Origin of the sequence: Blastochloris tepida (assembly GCF_003966715.1) — a bacterium.
Lineage (GTDB): Bacteria > Pseudomonadota > Alphaproteobacteria > Rhizobiales > Xanthobacteraceae > Blastochloris > Blastochloris tepida.
Genome location: NZ_AP018907.1, coordinates 1,394,908 through 1,411,269, shown reverse-complemented (window position 1 = coordinate 1,411,269; position 16,362 = coordinate 1,394,908). Strand labels below are relative to the sequence as shown.

Here is a 16,362-nt window from a genome sequence, read left to right as displayed (position 1 = left end):
AGGAATGTGAGACCAACCGCGCGGGGCTTTGATATGGCCGCATTTACTGACGCCTACCGAGCGGAAGCCGAAGGGCTTCTCGCCTCGATGCTGATTACCGATGCCGCGCGAATTGACCGCGCGGCCAAGCGCATCCTCAAGATCAAGCCGCTCCTCCTTGAGACCTCGGCCAAGACCGGCATCCCCTGGTATTGGATCGGCGCCATCCTGGAGCGCGAGTCCGCCTGCAACACGAAGCGCCACGTCCACAACGGCGATCCCCTGTCCAACCGGACCGTCAATGTGCCGGCGGGCCGCCTGCCGGCGCCGGCCAAGCCGCCGTTCAAGTTCTCGGACAGCGCGTTCGATGCGCTGTGCGTGCTGAAGGGGCTGCACAAGGTCGGCGATTGGACGCACGCCCGCATGGCCTATGAGGCCGAGCGCTACAACGGCTTCGGCTATCGGCGCATGGGGCGCCGCTCGCCCTATCTGTGGGCCGGCACCAGCCACCAGCAGATCGGCAAGTATGTCGCCGATGGCAAGTTCGACCCTGGCGTGACCGACCGGCAACCCGGCGTCATGCCGATCATCGCGCGGGTGCTCGAGCTTGATTCGGGGAGCCAGCTCCCCTCCCCGGCCATCCCGTCCAAGGCCGACCTTGAGGTCGAGGCGGACCACCAGAAGGAGCGCGCCGAGGCGGCCGCTGGCGGCGCCGTCGTTCTCAGTGCTGGCGGCGGTGGCGCTGGCAGCGCGGAGGCCATCCGGCCGGCCGCGCCGAGCGACGCCGTGGCGGCCGTCGATTGGACGTCCGTCGCCCTGTGGTTCGGCGCCATCGGCCTGCTTTGCCTCGCCGTGTGGCTCCTGTGGCGCGTCGGGGTGCTCGTCAAGGCGGAGGTGACGCTCCGCCGGGCCGCCGCGGAGCTTGACGCCTGGGCGGACAAGCGGGCCGCGCTCCCCGGCCCGGCTCACGGCCACGACTGGACGCAAACGGCCCAATAAGGGAGGCGGAAGTGGATTGGACGGACCTCGCTGGACCCCTCGCCAAAGTCGGCGGCTCGCTGCTCGGCGGGCTCGTCGGCGGGCCTGCCGGCGCCGCCATCGGCGAGCGAATCGGTGGCGCCCTCGGTGGCGCCCTCGGCGTGCCGGCCACGCCTGAGGCTATCGGCGCCGCCATCGACGAGAACCCGAACGCTGCGGCCCAGGCCGTCCAGCACATCGAACAGCAGTATGGGCCTGAGCTGATCGCCTACGCCCATGCCCAGATCGCGTTCGCGACGCAGCTCGCGCGCGACGAGAAGACCGAGGGCTGGACCGGCTACGGCTGGCGCCGGCTCGCCGGCTGGTCCGTGCCCGTGCTCGGCATCTGGCAGCTCCTGATCGGACCGATCATCAACGCCGTGACGGGCGAGACGGTGACGACCGACTTCTCGGCCTTCGTGGCCTATGCCGGCATCGTGACCACCTTCCTGATGGGCGGCCACACCCTGAAGTCTATCCTCGGAAAGTGAGGCCACCATGATGGACCCTGAGCCCTGCCCGACGCCCCACCGCGCGTGCCCATTCGACGGCGAGGCCCGCGACCGCATCACCATTTTGGAGGTAGAGGCGAAGCACTCTCGCGCGGCCATGACGCAGATGGCGGCCGACACGAGGGCGATGAGGGTCGATCTCGATAAGATGGTTGGGAAGTTTGATGCCGCCCTCTCGAAAATCCATGGCGGCTGGTGGGTGCTCGTCCAGATCACGACGGCCGCCATGGCGATTGGCGGCTGCATTGCCTGGATGCTCCCGAAGCTGGCTCACGCCATCTCGTGATCGCGCCCAGAATACATTAACCTCCCGCGAGAGAAATCTCGCGGGAGGAATGTCGCTTAGTTATTTCAATGGCTTACCCTAGACTTTTAATCTTGGGGTCCTGGGTTCGAGTCCCAGCGGGCTCACCATTTCACGGCCGCCACAGCGAGGCTCCCGAGCGAGGCGCCGCGCCGGTGGCGGCGCGTAGCGCGGATAGCCCCCGCCGCTGCTTCCATCGACGCCGGGCCGCAACGTCACCGAGATGTCTTTCGGCCATCATCCGCCCGTTATGTTCGGGCGCTCAAACACGCCGGTCCGTGATACGGCTTCCGGCTGATCCAGCCGGAACACCGTATTCCGATCGCCGGAAATCCCGTTATCGAGTCTCTCTTGAGGACCTGGGATTTTCGACGAGACCGTTTCCGGCATCCCGACGGGATCAACCGGAAACCGGATGACGAAGGTCGACCGGAAGAAGACCGTGCGGGCGGCACGCGGCCGCCCGGGACGAACGCCCGGCGCCCGATGGTGAGGCGGCCGGCCCCGCGCGCGGACTTCATCGTCGCCGCGCCTCGAGAAGAAGATTTGGACGCAAGGCGGTCTCATGATGCACGTTGCAATCTGCAATAACATGGTGACGCCCTACACGAACAGGCTGTTCAATTGCGTTGTTCGGACCTCGGACCTGCGCATCTCCGTCCTGTCCTGCACCGAGCGCGAACAGGACAGGAACTGGACGGGCACCTATGCCTCGGACTACCAGCACATCGTGCTGCGCGGCTTTTCGCACGCGCTGAAGGACCGGCGGATCGCCCACCTCAATCCCGGCATCTGGCGCGCGCTCTCCCGCCTGTCGCCCGATGTCGTCGCCATCAACGGCCTCTACCCCACCATGCTGATCGCCGCGCTGTGGAGCGTCGTCCACCGCAGGCCGCTGGTGTTCATGACCGATGGCTGGCGCCACATCATGCCCATGAGCCCGTTTCATCGCGCCGTCCGCCCGCTGGTGTTCGGCAGGTCGGCGGCCTTCATCTGTTCGAGCGAGAAGGGCCGGCAGTATTTCCTGGAAGAGGGCATCGCGCCGCCGCGCATCTTCGTCGCCCACATCATCCCGTCCTGGCCCGCCCCGGCCGAGGTGCCGGGGTTCGACGAACGGCCCCATCATCTGTTGTGGTGCGCCCGTATCGACGACCCGCGCAAGAATGCGCCGTTCTTCTTCGATGTCGCGCTCGCCCTGAAGCGCCGCATCCCCGATCTGCGGCTGCACATCGTCGCCGACAGCAACACCCCGCCGCACGCGGCGCTGCAGGCGCTGTCGAATGCCGGGCTGCAATTCGACTACACCCCCTTCATCCCGCCGGAGCGGATCGCCACCGCCTTCCTGTCCGCGCGCATGCTGGCCCTGCCCTCGTCGAGCGAGGCCTGGGGCCTCGTCTGCAACGAGGCGATGCAGTGCGGCACGCCCTGCATCGTGTCGCCCTTCACCGGGGCGGCCGGCGATCTGGTGGTCGATGGCGCCTCGGGCTTCGTTCGCGGCTTCGATGTCGAGGCGTGGGCCGCCACCATCGCCGCCACCGTCATCGACCGGCCGCGGTGGGAAGCGCTGTCGCGCGCCGCAATCGCCGCCGCCGGCCGCTACAGCTTGGAAGAGTCGGCCAGCGCGTATATCAAAGGACTGTCGTTCCCGATGTCGTTACTTCCCGCTGCAAGACGTTCGATCGCTACCGAAGGTTCTGCGGATGCATCCTGCAATGGCAAGGGCAATACGGCACGGAATTGACCATCCTGCTCGACGCTGGATCGGCAGCGCCGATCGGCACGCAACCAACGGACACCGGACGACAGCTCTCGACGATGCGGCTTTGCCGCTGGCGCGAAACGTTTGATGCCGCTGCCGGCTGATCCCCTCGGGACACCGGAAACACGTTCGCCGAAAATCCTTGTTCGATAACGGGATTTTCAGCGACTGAGCGACAAGACTCCGGCCCAAGGGCCGGATCGCGCATGGGATGCTCGAAAGGACGCGGAGATGAACGACCGGAACTACGCGCGTCCCCTCGAATATGTCTTTGCCTTTATCACGCTGTTCATGATGTCCGGCGTCCTATACGGCGCATTCGGCCTGAGCACGGAATCGAGCGCCAGCATCGGCCAGTCATCCTCCTACAAGATGGTGTGGGCGACCCTCTATTTCCTGGTGGGGTGGATGATCGCGCTGCGTTTCCGGCTGGTTCTGCCGGTATTCGCCTTCAATTTTCCGGTGACGCTGTTCGCGCTGGCCTACCTGCTGTCCGAGATCGTCAATGGAGATGACCACGGCGACCTCGTGCGCCTGTTGTCGCTGTACTTCACGTTTGCATTCTGCGCCTGGCTGTCGGTGGTATTTTCGCTCGAAAAGATCGTCCGGCTGCTCGTCTACGTCATGTTTGCCGTCATCCCGGTTCATGTCGTCAATCTGATCCTGTTCGGGACGAAATACGGATCCGACGACGTCATCCAGCGACAGACGCTGCTCGGCTTCGACTCCCTGTCCGGGCTGTTCGGCCACAAGAATCTGGCCGGCCTCGCCTTTGCTGTCGGTGTCGCGCTGTTTCTCACGCTGCTGCTCGACCGCAGCCAGCGCTACAGCCGCAAGCTCCTGTTTGCCGGCCTCGTCTCGAGTGGGCTCTGCCTGCTGATGACCGGTGCGGCCCTGGCCATCATCGTGGTGATGGTCATTTTCAGCGTCATGATCTGGGTGTCGTCGCTGAACACGCGCCGAGCCTTCTGGGTCAACGCCGCCGCCCTGGTGGCGCTCTGCGGCGCCCTTGTCGTCGCCTACGATCCGGATTGGGCGCTCGGCCTGCTCGGCCGGTCGTCCGACCTCACCGGGCGGACGGTGCTGTGGAGCTGGTGGTCGGAGTCCTTCCTGGAGAAGCCCTGGATCGGCTACGGCTACACGGGCTTCTTCGTCCCCGGCGGTGCGGTGAAGATTCTCGCCGCCCGGCTGTCGCTCGAAGGCGGCATCGCCAATTTCCACAATTCCCTGCTCGACATCGGCATCCAGACCGGGGTCATCGGCCTGTCGCTGTTTTGCTTGATTACGGCGCAGGGACTGTGGCGGGGCACCATCGTCGCCATCCGGTCGCACCACGCGCTGACCACCTTCCCGGTCGCCGTCCTGGTCGGCCTTTGCGTGCATGCGTTCGGCGAAAGCGACATTCCGTTGCACAACGGGTTCTCGACCGTGATCTTCTTCACGTTGTTCTTCAAGATCTCGGCGCTCTACCGCAGCCTGGAGCGCAGGCCCGGCCGATTCCGGCTGAAGGCCGGCCCGCCGCTGGTCAAGCCGCTGGCGGTAAGGCCCGCTTTTCCCGGCGGCGAGGACCGGGGCCAGGACAAGCCCGCCAACCTGCCGGTGGTGAGCTAGATGGCCCTGCGCACCGGTCTCATCATCGCCACCAAGGGCCGGCCGGAGGTCCTGGGCCGGCTGTTGGCTCATCTCGGCGCCCAGTCGGTGCCCCCGGCGCGCATCGTCGTCTCCGCCACCGGCCCCGAGGACATCGCTGCGGCCGACGCCGCCACCCGCTCCATCGCCGGTGCGCCGGTGGACATCATGTTCGGCAGCGCCGGCCTCACCGCCCAGCGCAACCGGGCGCTGGTGGCGATCCGCGACGATGTCGACATCGTCACCTTCCTCGACGACGACTTCATCCCCTCGCGCTTCTGGATCGAGCGCCTGCAGCAGGTGATGGCCGCCCGCCCCGACATCGTCAGCGCCAGCGGCCTCGTGCTGGCGGACGGCGCCGGCTTCGGCGGCATCGACTGGGCGGAGGGTCTGGCGCTGGTCGAGGCCCGCGACCGCGCGGCGCTGCCCTCAAGCTTGGCCGGCAGCACGGTGCGCTCAGGCATCGGCCCCTATGGCTGCAACATGGTGTTCCGCGCCGCGGCGATCCGGAACATGCTGTTCGACGAGCGCCTCGTGCTCTATGGCTGGCTGGAGGACCTCGACTTCTCCTTCCGCACCGCCGGCGCCGGGTGGAACAGCCGGGTCAGATGGCACAGCATGATCTGGACCGACTATCTCTGGGGCGTCCACCTCGGCACCCGGACGGGGCGCGTGCCGGGCGTGCGGTTCGGCTATTCGCAGGTGGCGAACTCCTGGTACCTGATGCGCAAGGGCGTGCTGCCGCCCTACTACGCCGCGCGCAACATCCTGCGCTGCTGCATCGGCAATGCGGTGGGCCATCTGCGCGGCGGCGACCCCTGGCGCGACCGGCGCGGCCTGCTCGCCGGCAATCTCCTCGCCGTCAAGGACGTCGTGCTCGGCCGCGGCCGGCCGGAGCGGGCCGCCGAACTGTGACGCAAGAGGCCCCGCTGCACCCGTCGAGCCGGCTCGCCGCCATCCGCGACTTCGTCGCCCATTGGCGCGGGCGGATCAGCTTCGCCATCCTGGACCAGGGATTTTCGAGCACGGCGAACTTCCTGTTCGTGGTCCTGCTCGCCAACATCCTGCCCATCGAGAGCTTCGGCTTCTTCAGCGTGGTGTGGACGATCTCGCTTCTGGCCGAGGTCGTCACCACCTCGCTGGTCGCCGATCCGCTGGTCGAGCTTCTGGGCCGGCGGCAGGGAGCCTCGCCGCAGGCGGCGGCCGCGGCCACCGAATCGCTGCGGGCCTCGGCGCTCTGGGTCTATCTGGCGCTTGCCGGCGCCGTCAGCGTGGCGATCGCCGCCTTCGGTCTGGTGGCGCTCACCTGGTCGGCGGAATTCGGCAGCCTGCTTCTGTGTCTGGCCATCGTCTCGCCGATCCAGCGGGTGCACGCGCTGATCCGCCGGCTCTGCTACCTGGCGGACCGGCAGGCGGTTGCCGCCCTCGCGGGCGGCTCTTTCGCCGCCACGCTGTTCGTGCTTTCGGCGGTGCTCGCCCTGACGCACCTGCTCACATCGCTCACCGCCCTGCTGGCGCTGGCCGCGGCCAGCATGGTGGTGGTGGGCATCGGCATCGCCCACGGGATCATTCCCGCACGCCGGGTCTCGCGCGCCGATCTCATCGCCGATGCGCAGGCCATGCTGCGCAGCGGCCGCTGGATGCTGCCCGCCAACATCGTGCACTGGTTTTCCGGCCAGGGCGTCATCCCGATGGTGGCGGCCGTTGCCGGGCCGGCGGCCGGCGGCGTGGTTCGCGCCCTCATCAACATCTATTCGCCGGTCTATCAGGCCAACGGCGCCATCATCGTGGCGTTCTCGCACAAGTTCCTGCAGGCGGTCGCCCGGTCCGACCTCGCCCAGTTGCGCCGTCTCGGATTCCTCAGCGTCACTCCCCTCGTCATCTTGGCGGCCGGCTACTGCGCCGTCCTGCTCACGTGGCCGGCCGAGGTGCTCGGCCTGATCTACGGCAAGCCGGAGATCGTCGCGGCCGCGCCGCTGGTCTGGCCGCTGGCCATCGGCGTGCTGATCGATGCGGCGAGCCAGGGAACCGGCGTCGGCCTGCTCGCGCTGGGGCGGACGCGGACGATCTTCACCATCCGGCTGGTGAGCCTCGCCGTCTTCGTGGCGTCCGGCCTCGTCCTGGCGCCGCTGTTCGGCACCGCCGGCGTGCTGTGGGCGATCGTCGCCTCCATCGCCACGGTGGCGGCGCTGTCGAGCGTCGCCCTGCTGCGGGCGACGCAGCCGGCGGCCGGCGCGGTGGCCGAGAGGCTGTCTCACACCTCGTGATAGCTGATGAGCTCGGCGCCGCCGGCCAGCGTTTCGCGCCAGTCGGAGGCGAGAAGGCGCGTCTCCGCCGCGAACATCTCGCCGCCGGGATGGCACATCAGTTCGAGCGTGCCCTGCCAGGACAGGCCGGCCCGGGTCCGTTCATTCTGCGCGCGCTCGTGAAACGTCCGGAAGGCGGTGAAGGCATCGGCGGTGCGGGTGCGGTAGATCGTCCGCAGCGCCAGGTTCCAGGCGGCGGTGCCGGCGGCGAACCCCGGCCGGACATGCTCGCCCGCCGCGAACAGGTTTCGCGCCAGCCGCACCCTGCGGATGCCGAAGCGCCGCTGCACCCGCTTGAGCACCAGGAACAGGCTGGGATGGGTGTGCAGATGATGGTGCGAGTCGAGGTGCGACACCGGCACGCCGAGCGCGAGCGCGCGCTCGACCTGCGCGCACCATTCCGCGAACACCGCCTGCCGGGCGCGGCGGGGAAGATGCCGCCGGCCCCGCGCCCATTCCGTATGCAGGCTGCCGGTGCCGTCGCACAGCACGGCGAGGCCGGCGTCGCGGCAGAGCGGCGGAAAGTCGGTGGCGTTGAGATGGACGCCGAACGACCGGCCGGGGAAGCGCGCGATCTCGCGGACCGCCGCCTCCACCGCCGGCGCGTTCATCATCAGGCTGGCCGAGGTGACGTGGCCGCTCGCCATCAGCGCGAAGATGGCGGCATTGACCGCATCCGAATGGCCGAGATCATCGGCATTGACGATCAGGCGCCGCATGCTGCGACCTCGTCCAGCGCGCGGCTGTCCAGCCCGATGATGCCGTCATCGTCGAGGTCGGCCTGGGCGAGATCGAGCGACAGCAGGCGCCGGTCGGCCTCCGCTGTTTCGGTGGCGAACCGCATGTCCTCGAACACCTTGGTCAGCGGCGTGTTGCGGGCGGTGACGCGCAGGTCGGCATTCAGCTTCGCATGGCCGCGCGCCCTGGCGCGGCGGGCGGCCCAGCCGAGCACGCAGTGCTCCACCCGCTTCTGAGCGACCCGGCAGGACATCACAAAATCGCGCAGCGTCGGCGTGCCGTCCCAGCCGGCGATGCTGGCGAAGCCGACGAGGCCGTAGCTGCCGAAGCGGTCCGCACAGTCGATGGCGAAGCACAGCACGGCCGGATCGGCCAACAGCTCGGCGAAGGCCTGCGGCTCATAGCGCCGGCCGGAGAGATTGAGCTGGTTGGTGCGGTCGATCAGCTCCAGGCAACGGGCGATCTCCTGCGGGGTGGATGGCGTGAAGATGCGCACCGTGATCCCGCACGAGCGCAGGAACCCGGCATAATCGCCGGAGAACACTTCGAGCGCGCGCTCGCGCTCGACCTCGGTGAGATAGGACAGCCGCCGCTGCCGGCTGGCCGACGTCACCGGCACGTCGAATTCCGGCCGCTCCAGCAGGGCGTCGAGCGGCACTTCCGGATAGGTGCGCACCATCGGCAGGGCGCTGGCCACCTCCTGGCGCTCGAACGGCTGGTCGTCGATCAGCGCGAAGGTGTCGAGGCCGATATTGAGGCGCGTCGCGATCTGGCGGAGATTGGCGCTCTTCTGTCCCCAATTGATGGCGGGATGGAGGAAGTGGTCCGCGAGCCCGGCATCGCGCAGAACCGCCATCGCCTCGTCGTGATTGTTCTTGCTGACGATGGTCTGGATGATGCCGCGCTCATCGAGCCGGTGCACCAGCGCCACCGCCTCGGGCCGGATGGTCAGGCCCGCCGCGCCGTCCTCGACCAGCACGCCGCGCCACACTGTGTTGTCGAGATCCCAGGCGACGCATTTCACCTTGGCGGCGGGAACGCTCTTCGAGGGCGCGGCCTCGGGCAGGCGTGCGCCCGCGCGCAGCGCGACGAAATCGAGCCAGGTGAAGATCAGCCGGGCCTCGGCGTCGCCATCCGGATGAACCGTCAGCCGATAGGGCCCGTCGCCGCCGGGATCGGCCGGCAGCGTGATCGGTATGGCGGCGAAGTTGGCGCCGGGAGAAAGATCGATGCCGTGGCGCATCACCGCGGCGGCGCCCGCGAACATCGTCACGCTGAGCCGCACCACCGTCTCGCCGGGATTGAAGCACTCGATCACGAAGGCATCGTAGTCGCGGCACGGCTGGCCCAACCGGCGGAACGCCTGTGCCCGCAGCCTGTCGAGAACGTCGTTGGCGATGCTGCGCGAGGGATCGACCAGCCGGCCGAGCGGACGCGCGGCCGCGGCGAGCCGCGCCGCCGCGCCATCGATGCGGTCGAGACCGGCCTGGGCGGGCAGCGAAACGCGGCGGCCGGTGATCTCGGCCTCCAGCTTGCCCCAGCGGCGGAAGCGGATATCAGCGCCGAACCCGAGCGGGCCGCCCGCCGCCGGAACGCGGACGATGCCATGGGCGAAGCGCGCACACCGGTTGTCGGCCCGCGCGACATAGAGCCGGCAACTCGAATAGCACAGCGGCACCGCGCATTCGACGCAGTGCTCCTGCCAATGGAGCAGCATCACGCCCGCCACATCGGCGGGGTCGAGCCGCGTCGCCGGCAGGGTTGCCGGCGCCTCATCATGCCGCCAGCGCGCGTGCTGGGACCAATCGACCTGATACATGCTTCGTCCCGGGGCGCAGTCGCATCCTGGCGTGCGGCGGCATCCGATGCGGCTTCCGGCCGGTCAGGCCTTCGAGCCGTGTTCCGATCGCCGAAAATCCCGCAGGGATCATCCGCAATCCGGTCTTAGTGAACACCTGTATCATTCCGGTGACCCGGAAACCGCGGCGGCGGACGCATTTGCGCGACTGGACTTGCACAACCGCCCGTGCGCTCATGAAATAGGTGCGCGGGCCACCATTCGCGATGGTCCGGCCCGAACCACGGCGGCGGAGTCCAGCGAATGCCGGAATCCAGCGACACCCTGCCCTCGCCTGCGGCGGACCTGCTGCGCTTCGCAGCGGGCAGGACCTTCGCCACCGTGCTGGCCGATCCGCCCTGGCAGTTCGTCAACCGCACCGGCAAGGTCGCGCCCGAGCACCGCCGGCTGTCGCGCTACGGCACGCTGTCGCTGGCCGAGATCATGGCGCTGCCGGTGGCGCCGATCGTCCGGCCCACCGCCCACCTCTATCTGTGGGTGCCCAACGCGCTCTTGCCGGAGGGGCTGGCGGTGATGTCCGCCTGGGGCTTCGCCTACAAGTCCAACATCGTCTGGCACAAGCTGCGCCGGGACGGCGGCAGCGACGGCCGCGGCGTCGGCTTCTATTTCCGAAACGTCACCGAGTTGCTGCTGTTCGGCGTCCGCGGCCGCCATGCCCGCACGCTCGACCCCGGCCGCACCCAGGTCAACTATATCGGCACCCGCAAGCGCGAGCATTCCCGCAAGCCCGACGAGCAGTACGAGCTGATCGAATCCTGCTCGCCGGGGCCGCATCTCGAACTGTTCGGCCGCGGCACGCGGGCGGCCTGGGCGACCTGGGGCAACGAGGCCGACGCCTCCTACGCGCCGAGCTGGACGACCTACCGCCACAACTCGGCAACCGACCGGGATACCGCCCTCCGCTAAGGGCATCGCCAGGCGACCTTCCGCAACGCCAATTGTGCCGGCCGACACGCAAGTGTCGCCGTAGCGACACACAAGTGTGCAAGCCATTCGCACAAGCCAGGATGGCAGGAGGCGCCGATGTCGCCGGTGGTTCAGAAGACCCTTGCCGATCTGCGCGACCGCGGCGGGCTGCACAGCGACGACATCGCCGAAATCCTGTCGGTCGCCCCGGCGACGGTCGCCCGCTGGATGCGCGGCGAGGCCGCCCCCGATCTCGGCACCCGTACCTCGATCGGCCAATTGCATTACATCGTCGAGCGGCTGGCCACCACCCGCTCGGCCGATGAGGTTTCCGCGTGGCTTCACGCCGCCCTGTCCGGCCTCACCGGCGCCACCGCCATCGACCTGATGCGTTCAGGCCGGATCGCCGACGTGCTGGCGGAGGTCGAGCGCCTGCACCCGGACGGCCCCGCCCGCGGCGGCGCGTGATCCGGTTTCCGGCCGATCCGGAAACCGCAGGAACTCGTCCTCAGCGGCAGTTCGACAGGCTGATCGCGTCGGGCTTTTCGCCGAACCGGCACGGCCGGTCCGGCCGCCGGTCCAACGGGTCGCGATTGTGCGTCGGCGCCTGCTGCCACGACTGCGGCTTGGACCATTGATTGCCGTAGAGCTGCGAGTCGGACGGCCGCTGCGGCACCCCGCCATTATTGGTCCGCTGCGTGACCTGCGCCGACGCCGGCAGCGTCAGAACCAACGACAGGAGCAGCACCGAAGCCGCCCTGCCGGTTCGCACCTTCCCGCTCATTGCCGTTTCCCTCCGCATGGAGCCCGTCTCAACCGGAAACCGCCTCACCCCTCGGCCGGCCGGCGGAAACCGGTGGCCAGCACGTAGAGTTCGGCCGAATCGGCGCGGCTTGCCGGCGGCTTGACGTGGACCACCTTGGCGAAGTCGCGCTTGAGGTTGGCCAGCAGCGTCTTCTCGGTGCCGCCCTGCAGCACCTTGGCGAGGAACGCCCCGCCCGGCGCCAGCACCTCGCGGGCGAACTCGGCGGCCAGTTCCACCAGCGCGACGATGCGCAGATGGTCGGTGGCCTTGTGGCCGGTGGCGTTGGCCGCCATGTCCGACAGCACGATGTCGGCCGGCCCGCCGAGCGTGGCCTTCAGCCGCTCGGGCGCGGTGGGATCGAGAAAGTCCATCATCTCGAAATCGACGCCGGCCACCGGCGCCATGTCCAGCAGGTCGATCGCCACCACCCGGCCCTGCCCGGAGGCCGCCCCGACGCGCTGCGCCGCCACCTGGCTCCAGCCGCCGGGTGCGGCGCCGAGATCGACCACCCGCTGGCCGCGCTTGAGAAACCGGTACTTGTCGTCGATCTCGACCAGCTTGAAGGCGGCGCGCGAGCGGTAGCCCTCGCGCTTGGCGCGGGCGACATAGGGGTCGTTGAGCTGGCGGTTCAGCCACTGCTGCTGCGAGGTGGTGCGGCCGCGCGCCGTCTTCAGCCGCACCGCGAGCGGGCGGTCGCCATCGCTGCGTTTGCCGCTCATGCCGCGCCCGTCCCGCTCATGCCGCCCTCGTGTCCTTGCCGCTCGTGCGGCCGGCGTCGGCGCCACACCGCATCGGCGCGCATCAATTCCACCAGAATGCCCTCGCGCAAGCCGCGATCGGCCACCCGCAGCCGCTCGGCCGGGAAGGCGCGGCGGATGGCTTCGAGAATGGCGCAGCCGGCCAGCACCAGATCGGCGCGGTCGGTGCCGATGCAGGCATTGGCGGCGCGCTCGGACCAGCTCATCGTCAGCAGCATCTCGGTGACGCGGGCGATGTCGGATTCGGCGAGCCACACGCCATCGACCATGCGGCGGTCGTAGCGCGGCAGGCCGAGATGCACGCCGGCAATGGTGGTCACCGTGCCGGAGGTGCCGAGCAGATGGCGGGCCGGGGTGCGCCGCACCTCCTCGGCGCCGGGGAAGGTGCGCAGCAGGTCGGCGACCTCGGCCACCATCGCCTCGAACACCGCGCGGTCGACCTGATGGCCGCCATGGCGCTCGGCCAGCGTCACCACCCCCACCGGCAGCGACGCCCAGGCGCGGATGTCGGCGCGCGGCGGCCCGGCCTCGGCGCTGGTCGGCGGCCCGAGCCAGACGATCTCCGACGAGCCGCCGCCGATGTCGAACAGCAGCGCCCCGTCCACCCGCGTGTCGACCAGCGTGGTACAGCCGCCGGCGGCGAGCCGCGCCTCGGTCTCGCGGTTGATGATCTCCAGCGCCAGGCCGGTCTTGTCGCGAACGCGGTCGATGAAGTCGCCGGCATTGCCGGCGGCGCGGCAGGCCTCGGTGGCGATCAGCCGCATGCGGTGGACGCCATAGGCCTTCAGCCGGTCGCGGCACACCGCCAGCGCGTCGATGGCCCGCACCATCGCCGCCTCGCTGAGCCGGCCCGAGGCCGACAGCCCCTCGCCGAGCCGGACGATGCGCGAGAACGCGCCGACCACGCGGAATCCGTCATGGGTCGGCCGGGCGATCAGCAGCCGGCAGTTGTTGGTGCCGAGATCGAGCGCGGCATAGGCCGGCCGCACCTGGGCGATGCCGCCCGGCCGGCGGAACCAGTGTCGTCCCTCCGGCCGCCCCTCGGGACACTCGCCACCGCGTCCCCCTGGCGCGTGTATCGCCGGGGCCATCTCCTCCGACATGCCGACCCTTTCCGGTGCCCGGATCGCCACGGGGGCGCTCGACGGGACGGCCGATCCATCCATTTCGCGGGTACTGTAGCAACGGCACGCCGCCCCCCGCAACGGATGTCTCCCGGCATGGGCCGGCGAATGCGCCAAATGTTGCAGAAGCATCAAGGCGCGGGGCGGCTGCGGCACGGGAGCGTCAAGCGCAGCTTTACGGATTTCCCCACAGGGCCGGCAGGCCCATCTCAGGGGTGGCAGTGGCTCCCCCACCGGAAATCTGCCCGCAGTCGAAAACTGCCAGCCTTCAACGGAGGCAAGCGATGTTGGATGGTATTCGGACGAAACTTCGCGACCCGCGCTTTCTCGGCGGTGCCGGGCTGGTGGTCGGCGGCGCGGTGCTGGGCGCGACGCTGCTGATCGGCTTCGACGCGGTGGTGGAGGCCTCGAACCGGCAGGAATTCTGCGTCTCCTGTCACGAGATGAAGCAGGCGGTCTGGCCCGAGTATCAGACCACCGTGCACTTCGCCAACGCCTCCGGCGTGCAGGCAACCTGCGCCGACTGCCACGTGCCGCGCGCCTGGCCGGCCAAGTTCGTGCACAAGATCGGCTCGATCAACGAGATCTATCACTGGGCGCTCGGCACCATCGACACGCCGGAGAAGTTCGAGACTCACCGCGCGGCGCTGGCCGCCAAGGTGTGGGCGGAGATGAAGGCCAATGATTCCGCCGAGTGCCGGCACTGCCACAATGTGGCGGCGATGGACCGCGCGCGCCAGCACACCGCGGCGCGCGACGTCCACCCGGCGGCGCTGGCGGCAGGCATGACCTGCATCGACTGCCACAAGGGTATCGCCCACAAGCTGCCCGAGGCGCCCAAGCCCTTAGCGGTGAGCACGGCGCCGGTGGCGACCGCGCCGGGTACGGCGGCACCCGCCCAGATGCAGGCTCAGGCCCAGTTGCCGGCGCCGACGCCCGGGACCACCCAGGCGCCGATGAAGGCCACCCACCCGCCGGTGACCGATCCGGCCTCGTGCATCGCCTGCCACAAGGGCGTCACCGACCAGCCGGTGCGGCCCGGCCAGTCGCCGGACCCGACCAAGAAGCACCCCATCGCCATCCGCGAGGGCGTGAACTGCATGCTGTGCCACACCGCGCCCGGCAAGATGCCCGGGCAGTGAGGCGTCGGAAGGGCCACCTCATCTTGAACACGGTCCCGGGTCTCGGCTTTGCCTCGCCCGGGACGACGGCTGGGCCTTGTCATCCCGGCCAAGCAGCGAAGCTGCGCGAGCCGGGATCGTCATCCGGAAGAAGGCCCCTTCCGGAAAACGGTCCCGGGTCTCACTTCGTTCGCCGGGGACGACGACAGGCCCCCGTTCACGCCGCCCTGGCCACCGTGCCGGCGGCGGAAAGGCCGCGCTCGATATCGGCGAGGATGTCGTCGATGTGCTCGAGGCCGATCGACAGCCGCACATAGCCGTCCGACACGCCGGTGGCCGCCTGGTCCTCGGGCGACAGCTGCGAGTGCGTGGTAGTCGCCGGATGGATGGCGAGGCTGCGCGCATCGCCGATATTGGCGACGTGGTAGAACAGCTGCAGCGCATCGATGAAGCGCCGCCCGGCCTCGCGCCCGCCCGCCAGCTCGAAGCCGACGAGGCCGCCATAGCCGCCCTTGAGATACTTGTCGGCGCGCTGGCGCTCAATGCCGGACTGCTGGCTGGGGTGGATCACCTTCACCACTTCCGGCCGCTTGGCGAGCCAGTTGGCCACGGCGAGCGCGTTCTGCGAATGGCGCTCGACCCGCAGCGTCAGCGTCTCGATGCCCTGCAGCGTCAGGAAGGCGTTGAACGGCGACAGCGCCGCGCCGAGGTCACGCAACAGCGTGGTGCGGGCCTTGATGATGTAGGCGATCGGCCCGAGCGGCTTCACCGCCTCCGTCCAGATCGCGCCATGATAGCTCGGGTCCGGGGTGTTCAGCGCCGGCTGGCGCTCCGGGAACTTCGCCCAGTCGAAATTGCCGCCGTCGACGATCAGCCCGCCGATCGAGGTGCCGTGGCCGCCGAGATATTTGGTCGAGGAATAGACCACCACCGCCGCGCCGTGATCGAGCGGCCGCGCCAGGATGGGTGCCGCGGTGTTGTCGACGATCAGCGGGATGCCGTATTCGCGGCCGATGTCGGCCACCTCGGCGATCGGGAACACGCGCAGCTTCGGGTTCGGCAGCGTCTCGGCATAATAGGCGCGGGTTCTGGCGTCGGTGGCGCGGCGGAAGTTCTCGGGATCGGAGGGATCGACGAAACGCACCTCGATGCCCTGGTCCTTCAGCGTGTTGGCGAACAGGTTCCAGGTGCCGCCATAGAGATCGGTGGAGGAGACGACATTGTCGCCGGCCTTCGCCAGATTTTGCAGCGCGAAGGCCGAGGCTGCCTGACCCGAGGCGACGGCCAGCGCCGCCACCCCGCCCTCCAGCGCCGCGACGCGCTTCTCCAGCACATCGTTGGTGGGGTTCATGATGCGCGTATAGATGTTGCCGAGCTCGGCCAGCGCGAACAGGTTGGCGGCGTGCTCGGTGTCGCGGAACTGGTAGGAGGTGGTCTGATAGATCGGCACCGCCACCGAGCCGGTGGCGGGATCGGCACGCCAGCCGGCGTGCAGCGACAGCGTTTCGGGATGCGTGCTCTGGGTCATGACGGTCTCGCAGATAAC

16 protein-coding genes are annotated in these 16,362 nt (G+C 69.0%); 10 read left to right on the top strand and 6 right to left on the bottom strand.

From position 1 onward, the window contains the following. Nucleotides 1-33 precede the first annotated feature (33 nt). From BLTE_RS06510 to BLTE_RS06480, 7 genes are all read left to right on the top strand, one after another. Nucleotides 34-978 (top strand): hypothetical protein, encoded by a 945-nt coding sequence (locus tag BLTE_RS06510; protein WP_145988183.1) that lies wholly within the window; start codon nucleotides 34-36, stop codon nucleotides 976-978. Between the two features lie 11 nt (nucleotides 979-989). Further along, the gene (locus tag BLTE_RS18285) at nucleotides 990-1,487 is read left to right on the top strand and encodes a hypothetical protein (protein WP_174769526.1); all 498 of its coding nucleotides are present in this window, start codon (nucleotides 990-992) and stop codon (nucleotides 1,485-1,487) included. A gap of 7 nt (nucleotides 1,488-1,494) precedes the next feature. After that, a complete protein-coding gene (locus BLTE_RS06500) occupies nucleotides 1,495-1,794 on the top strand; it encodes a hypothetical protein (RefSeq protein WP_126398641.1) in 300 nt (99 codons plus the stop codon). A gap of 583 nt (nucleotides 1,795-2,377) precedes the next feature. After that, complete coding sequence (locus BLTE_RS06495; protein ID WP_126398639.1) at nucleotides 2,378-3,553, top strand: glycosyltransferase family 4 protein; 1,176 nt, start codon at nucleotides 2,378-2,380, stop codon at nucleotides 3,551-3,553. A 249-nt stretch (nucleotides 3,554-3,802) separates the two neighbouring features. Further along, nucleotides 3,803-5,182 (top strand): O-antigen ligase family protein, encoded by a 1,380-nt coding sequence (locus BLTE_RS06490; protein ID WP_126398637.1) that lies wholly within the window; start codon nucleotides 3,803-3,805, stop codon nucleotides 5,180-5,182. After that, complete coding sequence (locus BLTE_RS06485) at nucleotides 5,183-6,115, top strand: glycosyltransferase family 2 protein (protein ID WP_126398635.1); 933 nt, start codon at nucleotides 5,183-5,185, stop codon at nucleotides 6,113-6,115. It abuts the gene before it with no gap. Next, the gene (locus BLTE_RS06480) at nucleotides 6,112-7,467 is read left to right on the top strand and encodes a lipopolysaccharide biosynthesis protein (protein ID WP_126398633.1); all 1,356 of its coding nucleotides are present in this window, start codon (nucleotides 6,112-6,114) and stop codon (nucleotides 7,465-7,467) included. Before BLTE_RS06485 ends, BLTE_RS06480 begins: the two co-directional genes overlap by 4 nt. Here the strand turns inward: BLTE_RS06480 and BLTE_RS06475 are convergent. Both BLTE_RS06475 and BLTE_RS06470 read right to left on the bottom strand, forming a co-directional pair. Then, nucleotides 7,455-8,225, bottom strand: coding sequence for a ChbG/HpnK family deacetylase (locus tag BLTE_RS06475; protein ID WP_126398631.1), 771 nt, complete (start codon nucleotides 8,223-8,225; stop codon nucleotides 7,455-7,457). The genes BLTE_RS06480 and BLTE_RS06475 overlap by 13 nt on opposite strands. After that, on the bottom strand, nucleotides 8,213-10,063 hold the full coding sequence (locus tag BLTE_RS06470; protein WP_126398629.1) for an HAD-IIIC family phosphatase: 1,851 nt from the start codon (nucleotides 10,061-10,063) through the stop codon (nucleotides 8,213-8,215). Before BLTE_RS06470 ends, BLTE_RS06475 begins: the two co-directional genes overlap by 13 nt. 282 nt (nucleotides 10,064-10,345) lie before the next feature. Between BLTE_RS06470 and BLTE_RS06465 the strand changes: the two genes are divergently transcribed. Continuing rightward, entirely contained in the window at nucleotides 10,346-11,008 is a 663-nt protein-coding gene (locus tag BLTE_RS06465; protein ID WP_126398627.1) for an MT-A70 family methyltransferase, read from the top strand. Between the two features lie 117 nt (nucleotides 11,009-11,125). After that, nucleotides 11,126-11,476: a helix-turn-helix domain-containing protein gene (locus BLTE_RS06460; protein WP_126398625.1), complete on the top strand. Its 351-nt coding sequence runs from the start codon at nucleotides 11,126-11,128 to the stop codon at nucleotides 11,474-11,476. Between the two features lie 40 nt (nucleotides 11,477-11,516). Here the strand turns inward: BLTE_RS06460 and BLTE_RS06455 are convergent, their stop codons facing one another. From BLTE_RS06455 to BLTE_RS06445, 3 genes are read right to left on the bottom strand one after another with little or no spacing between them, the layout of a single operon-like run. Next, nucleotides 11,517-11,792 carry a hypothetical protein gene (locus BLTE_RS06455; protein ID WP_126398623.1) on the bottom strand — a complete coding sequence of 92 codons (276 nt, stop codon included), beginning with the start codon at nucleotides 11,790-11,792 and terminating at the stop codon, nucleotides 11,517-11,519. 44 nt (nucleotides 11,793-11,836) lie between these two features. Then, nucleotides 11,837-12,532 carry an RlmE family RNA methyltransferase gene (locus BLTE_RS06450; RefSeq protein WP_126398622.1) on the bottom strand — a complete coding sequence of 232 codons (696 nt, stop codon included), beginning with the start codon at nucleotides 12,530-12,532 and terminating at the stop codon, nucleotides 11,837-11,839. Further along, a complete protein-coding gene (locus tag BLTE_RS06445; RefSeq protein ID WP_174769524.1) occupies nucleotides 12,529-13,674 on the bottom strand; it encodes a Ppx/GppA phosphatase family protein in 1,146 nt (381 codons plus the stop codon). The genes BLTE_RS06450 and BLTE_RS06445 overlap by 4 nt, the downstream gene beginning before the upstream one ends. 305 nt (nucleotides 13,675-13,979) lie before the next feature. Between BLTE_RS06445 and BLTE_RS06440 the strand changes: the two genes are divergently transcribed. After that, the gene (locus BLTE_RS06440) at nucleotides 13,980-14,837 is read left to right on the top strand and encodes a NapC/NirT family cytochrome c (protein WP_126398618.1); all 858 of its coding nucleotides are present in this window, start codon (nucleotides 13,980-13,982) and stop codon (nucleotides 14,835-14,837) included. A 196-nt stretch (nucleotides 14,838-15,033) separates the two neighbouring features. On the opposite strand, the gene BLTE_RS06435 is transcribed toward BLTE_RS06440, so the two are convergent. Beyond that, a complete protein-coding gene (locus BLTE_RS06435) occupies nucleotides 15,034-16,344 on the bottom strand; it encodes an O-acetylhomoserine aminocarboxypropyltransferase/cysteine synthase family protein (protein WP_126398616.1) in 1,311 nt (436 codons plus the stop codon). Nucleotides 16,345-16,362 lie beyond the last annotated feature (18 nt).

What these genes read in the sequence shown, in the direction of transcription:
- BLTE_RS06465 (WP_126398627.1), top strand. Translation starts at nt 10,346, where the DNA reads ATGCCGGAATCCAGCGACACCCTGCCCTCGCCTGCGGCGGACCTGCTG.
- BLTE_RS06510 (WP_145988183.1), top strand. Translation starts at nt 34, where the DNA reads ATGGCCGCATTTACTGACGCCTACCGAGCGGAAGCCGAAGGGCTTCTC.
- BLTE_RS06470 (WP_126398629.1), bottom strand. Translation starts at nt 10,063, where the DNA reads ATGTATCAGGTCGATTGGTCCCAGCACGCGCGCTGGCGGCATGATGAG.
- BLTE_RS06455 (WP_126398623.1), bottom strand. Translation starts at nt 11,792, where the DNA reads ATGAGCGGGAAGGTGCGAACCGGCAGGGCGGCTTCGGTGCTGCTCCTG.
- BLTE_RS06495 (WP_126398639.1), top strand. Translation starts at nt 2,378, where the DNA reads ATGATGCACGTTGCAATCTGCAATAACATGGTGACGCCCTACACGAAC.
- BLTE_RS06475 (WP_126398631.1), bottom strand. Translation starts at nt 8,225, where the DNA reads ATGCGGCGCCTGATCGTCAATGCCGATGATCTCGGCCATTCGGATGCG.
- BLTE_RS06460 (WP_126398625.1), top strand. Translation starts at nt 11,126, where the DNA reads ATGTCGCCGGTGGTTCAGAAGACCCTTGCCGATCTGCGCGACCGCGGC.
- BLTE_RS06485 (WP_126398635.1), top strand. Translation starts at nt 5,183, where the DNA reads ATGGCCCTGCGCACCGGTCTCATCATCGCCACCAAGGGCCGGCCGGAG.
- BLTE_RS06450 (WP_126398622.1), bottom strand. Translation starts at nt 12,532, where the DNA reads ATGAGCGGCAAACGCAGCGATGGCGACCGCCCGCTCGCGGTGCGGCTG.
- BLTE_RS06490 (WP_126398637.1), top strand. Translation starts at nt 3,803, where the DNA reads ATGAACGACCGGAACTACGCGCGTCCCCTCGAATATGTCTTTGCCTTT.
- BLTE_RS06445 (WP_174769524.1), bottom strand. Translation starts at nt 13,674, where the DNA reads ATGTCGGAGGAGATGGCCCCGGCGATACACGCGCCAGGGGGACGCGGT.
- BLTE_RS06435 (WP_126398616.1), bottom strand. Translation starts at nt 16,344, where the DNA reads ATGACCCAGAGCACGCATCCCGAAACGCTGTCGCTGCACGCCGGCTGG.
- BLTE_RS06440 (WP_126398618.1), top strand. Translation starts at nt 13,980, where the DNA reads ATGTTGGATGGTATTCGGACGAAACTTCGCGACCCGCGCTTTCTCGGC.
- BLTE_RS06500 (WP_126398641.1), top strand. Translation starts at nt 1,495, where the DNA reads ATGATGGACCCTGAGCCCTGCCCGACGCCCCACCGCGCGTGCCCATTC.